The sequence below is a fragment of the Dapis brunnea BLCC-M229 genome (genome assembly GCF_050015995.1).
In the GTDB taxonomy this organism is placed as follows: Bacteria; Cyanobacteriota; Cyanobacteriia; order Cyanobacteriales; family Microcoleaceae; genus Trichodesmium.
Genome location: NZ_JBNHEP010000249.1, coordinates 1 through 7351, shown reverse-complemented (window position 1 = coordinate 7351; position 7351 = coordinate 1). Strand labels below are relative to the sequence as shown.

Annotated in this window: 3 protein-coding genes; 2 read left to right on the top strand and 1 reads right to left on the bottom strand. The window is 38.8% G+C overall.

Annotated elements, in window-relative coordinates; translation table 11 throughout:
- Positions 1 to 797: 797 nt before the first annotated feature.
- Entirely contained in the window at positions 798 to 992 is a 195-nt protein-coding gene (locus tag ACP6PM_RS28490; protein ID WP_426590262.1) for a hypothetical protein, read from the bottom strand.
- Positions 993 to 2664: 1672 nt separating this feature from the next.
- On the opposite strand from ACP6PM_RS28490, the gene ACP6PM_RS28485 reads away from it, so the two are divergent.
- Both ACP6PM_RS28485 and ACP6PM_RS28480 read left to right on the top strand, forming a co-directional pair.
- Positions 2665 to 4401 carry a Na/Pi cotransporter family protein gene (locus ACP6PM_RS28485; protein WP_426590261.1) on the top strand — a complete coding sequence of 579 codons (1737 nt, stop codon included), beginning with the start codon at positions 2665 to 2667 and terminating at the stop codon, positions 4399 to 4401.
- Between the two features lie 535 nt (positions 4402 to 4936).
- Positions 4937 to 6943 (top strand): sodium:solute symporter family protein, encoded by a 2007-nt coding sequence (locus tag ACP6PM_RS28480; protein WP_426590260.1) that lies wholly within the window; start codon positions 4937 to 4939, stop codon positions 6941 to 6943.
- Positions 6944 to 7351: the final 408 nt, after the last annotated feature.

Here is a 7351-nt window from a genome sequence, read left to right as displayed (position 1 = left end):
CCAAAAATCCTTTGACGCGCCGATTTTTTTAGGAGCTTCAGAGAATGAAAATGTTGGTGGTTTTCCACTAAGTAGGGATGGAGGGAAAGATTTGATTGGGGAAAACTCTATATTTCTGGTATTGCCTCTCAATCGGTAAATTTAGTTGAATAAAAAATCATGTGTATAGGCAAGTAACCCCAGTTAACATTTATGATATCACAAAAATTGTGAGGATGCTACCAAAAATCCTTTGACGCGCCGATTTTTTTAGGAGCTTCAGAGAATGAAAATGTTTGCTGTATCGCCTAAGTTTTTAGAGATACCTTCAGGGGTTTTATACAACTTTCCCAAATATATTTTAGTATTTTGTCTTAAGGGTTTGGTCTCCAAAACTAAGAGAAAATGGGATTTGAAAACCAAACCCCTACACTCTTTTTTTCACGAATTATTTCATATTACTATATAGAATTTTTCACGACTAATTGAAATACAAAGTTCTAAATTTTGGGCAATACAGATTTACGCCAATTTATAGCGTCTTGTATTAATCTTGGCTGTATTGTTATGAAACTAATATCAGTTGCCATTCCTTCTTCTATATACTTTAGTTTTTTAGCTGCAAAAGGTGAAATATTACTAATTTCTGAGAGTCCGTTTAAAGTAGAGTCTTTTTTGTTTTTAAATTCTAGGTTACTATGGTTACAATCAAATAAATAATCAACAACAATATGAATAGCTAATGCACGAATTAAGTTTTGTTTTGCTTCAGAATTTGGTAGTGATAAAATTAATTTTTTAGCCTTGTTAAATTCTTTTTAATATTCACGATAGTTGTTGAATGTCGAAGCATTTTCTGTGTAATATAATGCCTTAGCAGCTAGGTTTTCTGATGTCTCTTTTTGAACCAGCATATCAGGTATTATAGATGCAGTAAAGGCACTAGCAATCATTGAATTATTCAGTATGAGAATGGGTAATGTAGCCAGAGCTAATGCTATTTTACTAATCATGGTTTGGTGAATTAGTCGTATTTATTGATTTTACTCTATCCTATCAGATTACTACCAGTTTTAGAATAGTGTTAAACGGTTCTTAAAATTAAGGTTATATATTGTTCAGCAATTAATAATTAGTAATTACCTCTCCTTAAGAGACTGTTTGTAAAAGGAATATTAAATCCAGGCGTAGTGGACCGTTTCATCTTAAATGTTGCAATAGAAAAGTGTCTAGAGATTGCTTCACTGTCGTTCGCAATGACAATTCTAATGTACTATTTTAGCTGAAACAGTCTAGTAGGGTGGGTTAGCGGGACTTACACAAAAAAGTAGCAAAAAATAGGCTCAAATATAGACAGCTAGAGGTTTTTACGTCGAAAAGGTATAATTCCTTTATTACCAAGGGTTTTAGCCATTTTTAGAGCTTTGACGTAATTCCCTTGTCTAGACTGACTTTCAAGCATTTTTCTGCCCATAAATTGTGTAAGTCCCATTAGGCGGCAATACCTATGAATCACTCCCCAAAATCTTAACTCAGAGCCGTAACCCACCGAACATACCGAATATTAACCACTAAGCGCTGTCTTAATCTTTGCTTGTACATTCACTCTCTAAAAGCTAAAAGAAAGAGGATTAACACTTAAGGAAAAAAAATTCTTTTTTTTCCCTTGAAAGAGAAGACTTTAAACTTGAATTATTTAATTAATAATTATTAATTATTAGGCATCTCCGATAATTAATAATCAAATCAATCCCATACGCAGAAATCATTAATTCTTTCCCCCTACTTCGTAGGGACGTTCCATGCAACGTCCCTACTACTCCTTACTCCCTCTTTTCCGGAGAGGTCTATTAAATATCTCCAGAAAATCAACTTGCTCTTGATTTAAAAGAAGTAATAGAATAGGATTTACGCAGAGACCACATATATAGCGTCAAAAACCATAACGTTATCGTTTTTGAACTCTATATATAGTACATTTGCGTAAGTCCTGGAGAAGTAAAAGTCACTCTCCGAAATCATTTTTCGTATCTTTTTCCATGGAATTTATAATTTTTTATGGCTTTGTTGCATAAAAGTAATGATTGCTTGTTTTCCCGGTGTTGATGTTTTTTTCATCTATTGTCCAATAGTTATTTATCTGCCGATTAAATCTAAAAGCATTGACTCCTAAAGGTTTTAGGCTGTAATGCTCTGGAAAAAGTACAAGGTTTTCGTTCTAGGGAGATTATGTATGGAGCGAATTTTGGGTTGATGCGAGACAGAAAAATCACTTCTTAAATTCTAACTCAGTCCTCGGTCCTCGGTCCTCGGTCCTCCTGCTCCCCTCCTGGGAGGGGTTGGGGGTGGGTTGACTCCTACCCTATCGCAACATTCATGCAACAAAGCCATTTTTTATTGTAGGAATAAATCACATGCTTAAGATGTAACTGTATTTTTTGAATTTGGTATTACTAACCAATATTTTTGACTTTTATAGCGCTACTTGAATCGGGAATAGGGAACACTTAACAGGGAACATTTGACTATCAAAAGGTTTCAGGATTTAGAAATGTCCGCGCCCTATTTGCGTAGTGCTATAACTTCCGCGTAGCGGCACTAGCTTGCTTGTCACCCCATGAGCAGTGTTACAGTTAATGTGAATGTTGCTATTGCTCACCATACACCTAATAACTATGACCAAGAATGACACCAACCAACTCAATTAGTCTTTTAGAATTCGGACAAATTACCGTGGGTCTCTGTGGGGGGCTCGCCTTCTTCTTATTTGGACTTGAACAAATGACCGAGTCCTTAAAGCAAGTGGCGGGCAAATCTATGAAGCGAATGCTCGCGAAACTAACCTCCAATCGTTGGAATGGTTTACTGGTTGGAGCATTTGTCACCGCAGTGCTTCAATCCTCCTCAGTGACGACGGTTTTGTTGGTGGGTTTTATTTCTGCCGGATTAATGACCATGCCTCAATCAATAGGGGTAATTATGGGGGCCAATATTGGCTCGACCATCACAGCTCAGATTATTGCCTTTAAAATTACTCGCTCGGCCTTATTGCTTTTTGCCATTGGCTTTGTCTTGCAACTGATTTCCCAGCGAAGATACTCTCGTCAGTATGGTTTGCTGTTGATGGGGTTGGGTCTGATGTTTTATGGCATGGAGTTAATGAAGATTGCCACTAGTCCCCTACAAGCCTATCCACCTTTTATTAGCTTGATGCAACAAGTAGAAAATCCTTTACTGGGAATTACCATTGCCACGGTGTTTACTGCTTTAGTACAAAGTTCTGCTGTTACTACTGGCTTGGTGATTGTTTTGGCAAGTCAAGGTTTATTGAATCTCGAAGCTGGAATTGCCCTGGTGTTTGGTGCAAATATTGGTACTTGTATTACGGCGATGTTGGCGACGATTGGCAAACCTTCAGAAGCTGTTCAGGCAGCGATCGCTCATGTTTTGTTTAATATCTTGGGTGTTCTGCTTTGGGTTGGGTTGATTAATCAGTTAGCGAATACAGTACGTTGGCTGACACCTGTTTCATCTTCCCTCGAAGGTATGTCTAAGCTAGCAGTGGAAACCCCACGCCAAATTGCTAATGCTCATACTTTATTTAATGTAGCCAATGCTTTGATTTTTATTGGGTTTGCTCCGTTATTGGCAAAGTTGGTACAATATTTGGTGCCTGCAAAATCTCCGGCAGTTCGGCAAAGCCAACCCAAATACCTCGATAAGATGTTGCTGTCTACTCCTACCTTGGCTTTAGATCGGGTTCGTTTGGAGTTAGGGCAAGTGGGAAATATTGCCCTGAAGATGGTGCGCGGTTGTCTGCAAGTGGTGGAGGGTGGCACCAGTGATGAAGTGGCAGCATTACGAGCAATGGATGATGAGGTCGATCGACTTTATGGAGCGATCGTAACTTACCTCAGTCAGTTGAGTTTGGAAACCTTAGTGACTCAACAATCTGACCTTTTGTCTATGTACCTGAAGATTGCCAACTATATTGAAAATATTGGGGATACTATTGAGACTAATGTGGTTGAAATTGGCAACGATCGGCTACACCATGAGCTTCAGTTTAGTGATGCTACCCAAACGGTTTTAAAGTCTCTCCATGAGCAGGTTTGTTTTGCTGTAGACCAGGCGCTCAAATCAGTAGTTTCCTCCGATCCGCAGTTAGCTGCTCAGGTGGTGGCAATGAAACCCCAAATTAACGAGTTGGCTAGCCAAGCACATACTCATCTGGCTATGCGTTTAACTGCTGACCAACCGAATCGCTTGGTTGCGTTTGGCCTTGAATCAGATTTTATCGAGTATTTGAAACGAGTATATTATTTTGCCAAACGAATTGCCAAACTTATGACAGAAATGGATCTGGAAATGCAGGGAGATACAATAAAAAATGTAGTTGACAATTCTACCAAAGAGGCGTAAAATTTTCGCTATCTCACGGGGTAATACCAAGCGTGATAAATGTTTGCTACATATCTTTGGTAGGTAGGAGTCAGGAGTCAGGATTCATATCAAATCTGGTTGAATAATTATTAGAGTTGTTGGGGGAGTAGGGGAGATTGAATATTGAAGTATAGTTATAAACATATACTAGACATCTCCAGAAATAAAAAGTAAAATCAATTATTATCCATAAATCATCAATTATTCTTCCCTGTTCCCTGTTCCCTGTTCCCTGTTCCCTCTTTTCTCGAGATGTCTACTATATAACCGGATTCTATATCAGAATCAGAGGTGGCGCGAGATTGCTTCCTTCCACTCCGTTCCAGTCGCTGCGGACTTACATAGGACTTACGCACTACAATGTATTTCCGTCATTGCGACCGACAGGGAAGCAATCTCAAATCCTAGTTTTTCCTACCTCATGCGTAAGTCCTGTTACAATAACTAATCATCCGGATATAGCTTTTTTTTTGATAATTGGTATTACGCAGGCGAACAATAGGACTAATAATTTTTGGATTACTTCCCGAAAATTACTCTATCCTCACCAAACAAAATCATCCTCTCCCCTACCCTAATCTCAGGATCTAAACCACGACCCAAAATCTCAACCTCTGGAGCAATACCATTTTGCACAGTCATCACCACAAAAAAATTATCACCCCCATTAACTATGAGTATAATATCTGAATCACAAGCTGTAATTGAACTTCTCTGGCAGGATTGGGTCGTTGTAGGTATCTACGCGATCGTAATGTTTGGGATAGCAATCTGGGCAATGGGCAGGATTAAAGATTCTGGAGAATTTTTGCTCGGTAAAAGGAAAATCGGTTTATGGATGCTGATAGGATCTGGTTTTGCTGGCGGAACCAGTGCCAATCATCCGATGGGCGTTGCTACAGCTACTTTTCAAGGTGGTATGTCGGGAATGTGGCTTAGTCTGACATGGATGCTTCTAACACCTTTTTTCTGGATTTATCCACCGGTTGCTCGCCGGCTTCGGGTTGTTACTGTTGTTGATATGCTCAACTTGCGATTCGGGCGTTTAATGGGGGTTATTTTCAAAACAATAGTTATTCTCGCTGGGCCAATATCAATGGGATTAGGTCTGAAGTCGGCTGCAATAGTTATAGAAGTAATGACAGGTGGTGCGATTAGCGAAACAGCAGCTATTTATGTGATAGCGATTCCCACACTGATATACACACTGATGGGTGGCATTGTAGCAGCATACGCTACAGATATTTTTCAGGGAGTGCTGATAGTAATTCTTTCTTTTCTGATGATACCTTTTGCCATAAATAAAGCTGGCGGTATTGCTGCATTAGATGCCGGAATTGGCGATCGCTTTACAGAGTTAATATCTACAGAAGGTGGACAAGGATTTGGTGTTTGGTGGGTTATATGGTTTCTAATAGCTAGTCTGATGTCGGCACCACTCGTCAGCATGGGAGGTTCACTTACTGCTCGTAATGAGATGTATGCACGTTTGTCGGTTATTGGCAGTTTAATCAAACGTTTCTGTACTGTGGGTTGGGGGCTTACCGGATTGTTTGCCATTGCTCTTTATGGTGGTAATGAAATACTAGCTGTATCTCCAGATAAGGTATTCCCCTACGCAGCAGGAGATTTGCTACCGGTTGTTTTAAAAGGTCTGATAGTAGCATCAGTCCTCGGTGCGGTTATGTCTTCCTTGGATAGTGTTCTGATTGGTTTATCAGGTATTTTGACAAAGAACTTTTATAAAGAATACTTGGTTAAGAATGCTTCAGCTAAACATTATTTGATTGTCACTCAGATTTTTGCAATGTTGGTGATGGTTTTAGCTTGTATTGGAGCTTCTGCGAACAGAAATTTGATTGATTATATAACGCTGGTTGAGCCTTTAGGAAGTCTGTGTGGTGTGGCGGTATTTTTCTCTATATTCTGGCGTAGGCTTACTAATTGGGGAGCTATTTCATCTGTTTTGACAATGTTTCCGCTATTTTACATTGTACAAAAGATAGAACTTGTTGATGGATTAGCCTCTCTGCCATGGGGTATCGGATATGTAGTGGAGTTAATGCAGAAAGGTTACAGTGCTATTGGATATGAACTGGCTATATCTTCGGGTAAAGGTGTGTTTCTACCGATAGAAATAAGCTACCCGTTATATCTGATTCCAGGTATTCTGGTAATGATAGTAGTATCTTATTTGACGAAACAGCATAATCAGCGTGCTGTTGCTGAGTATTATGCACGTTTGGATACACCGTTGGGTTTTGAGTATAAGCTGCGCGATAGGGGATTCCATGAAGATGATTTGGAAGAGTTGGATGATGACGTAGTATATGTTGATGAGAGCGATCGCCAGACATCGGGGCGACTAATACTGGTTGATTTGTTAAGGATACCTAGGTTGATGGCTTCTGGTCAAGCAAAGCTTTCAGATTATAAGATAGATATGATAGGACTAATAGCATCTATTGGTTTTATAATTTTGTTTATTGTCAGTGTGCAATGGTTAGGAAAACTGTTTTAAATAGACCTCTCCAAGGAATAAAAAATAAAATCAATTATTGTTTCCTGTTCCCTCTTTTCTAGAAATATCTAATAGTTCTTGGATTATATCAAATCCGCTTGATTGGAGAGAAAAAAATTCTCCAATCGTCATAACTACTCAATCTTTGTAATTCTCTCCCCTTTTGACTCCTGACTCCTGACTCCTAAAGAATTAACTAATGTATAGAACCCATTTGATAGCTATATAATTATGGTAGTCAAGTCTTTTCGCGGATCAATTTTGAGGAAAAATCATCATCTCAAGGAGTGTTGAATTTTTTGTATTATTTCTCCCCACATCTTCCTTCTTCTCTCTTCCCTCTTACCTCTTACCGAAAAATAAAGGTATAAAGCCTCTCCATGAATGGAGAAAGAAGAAAAAAATTCC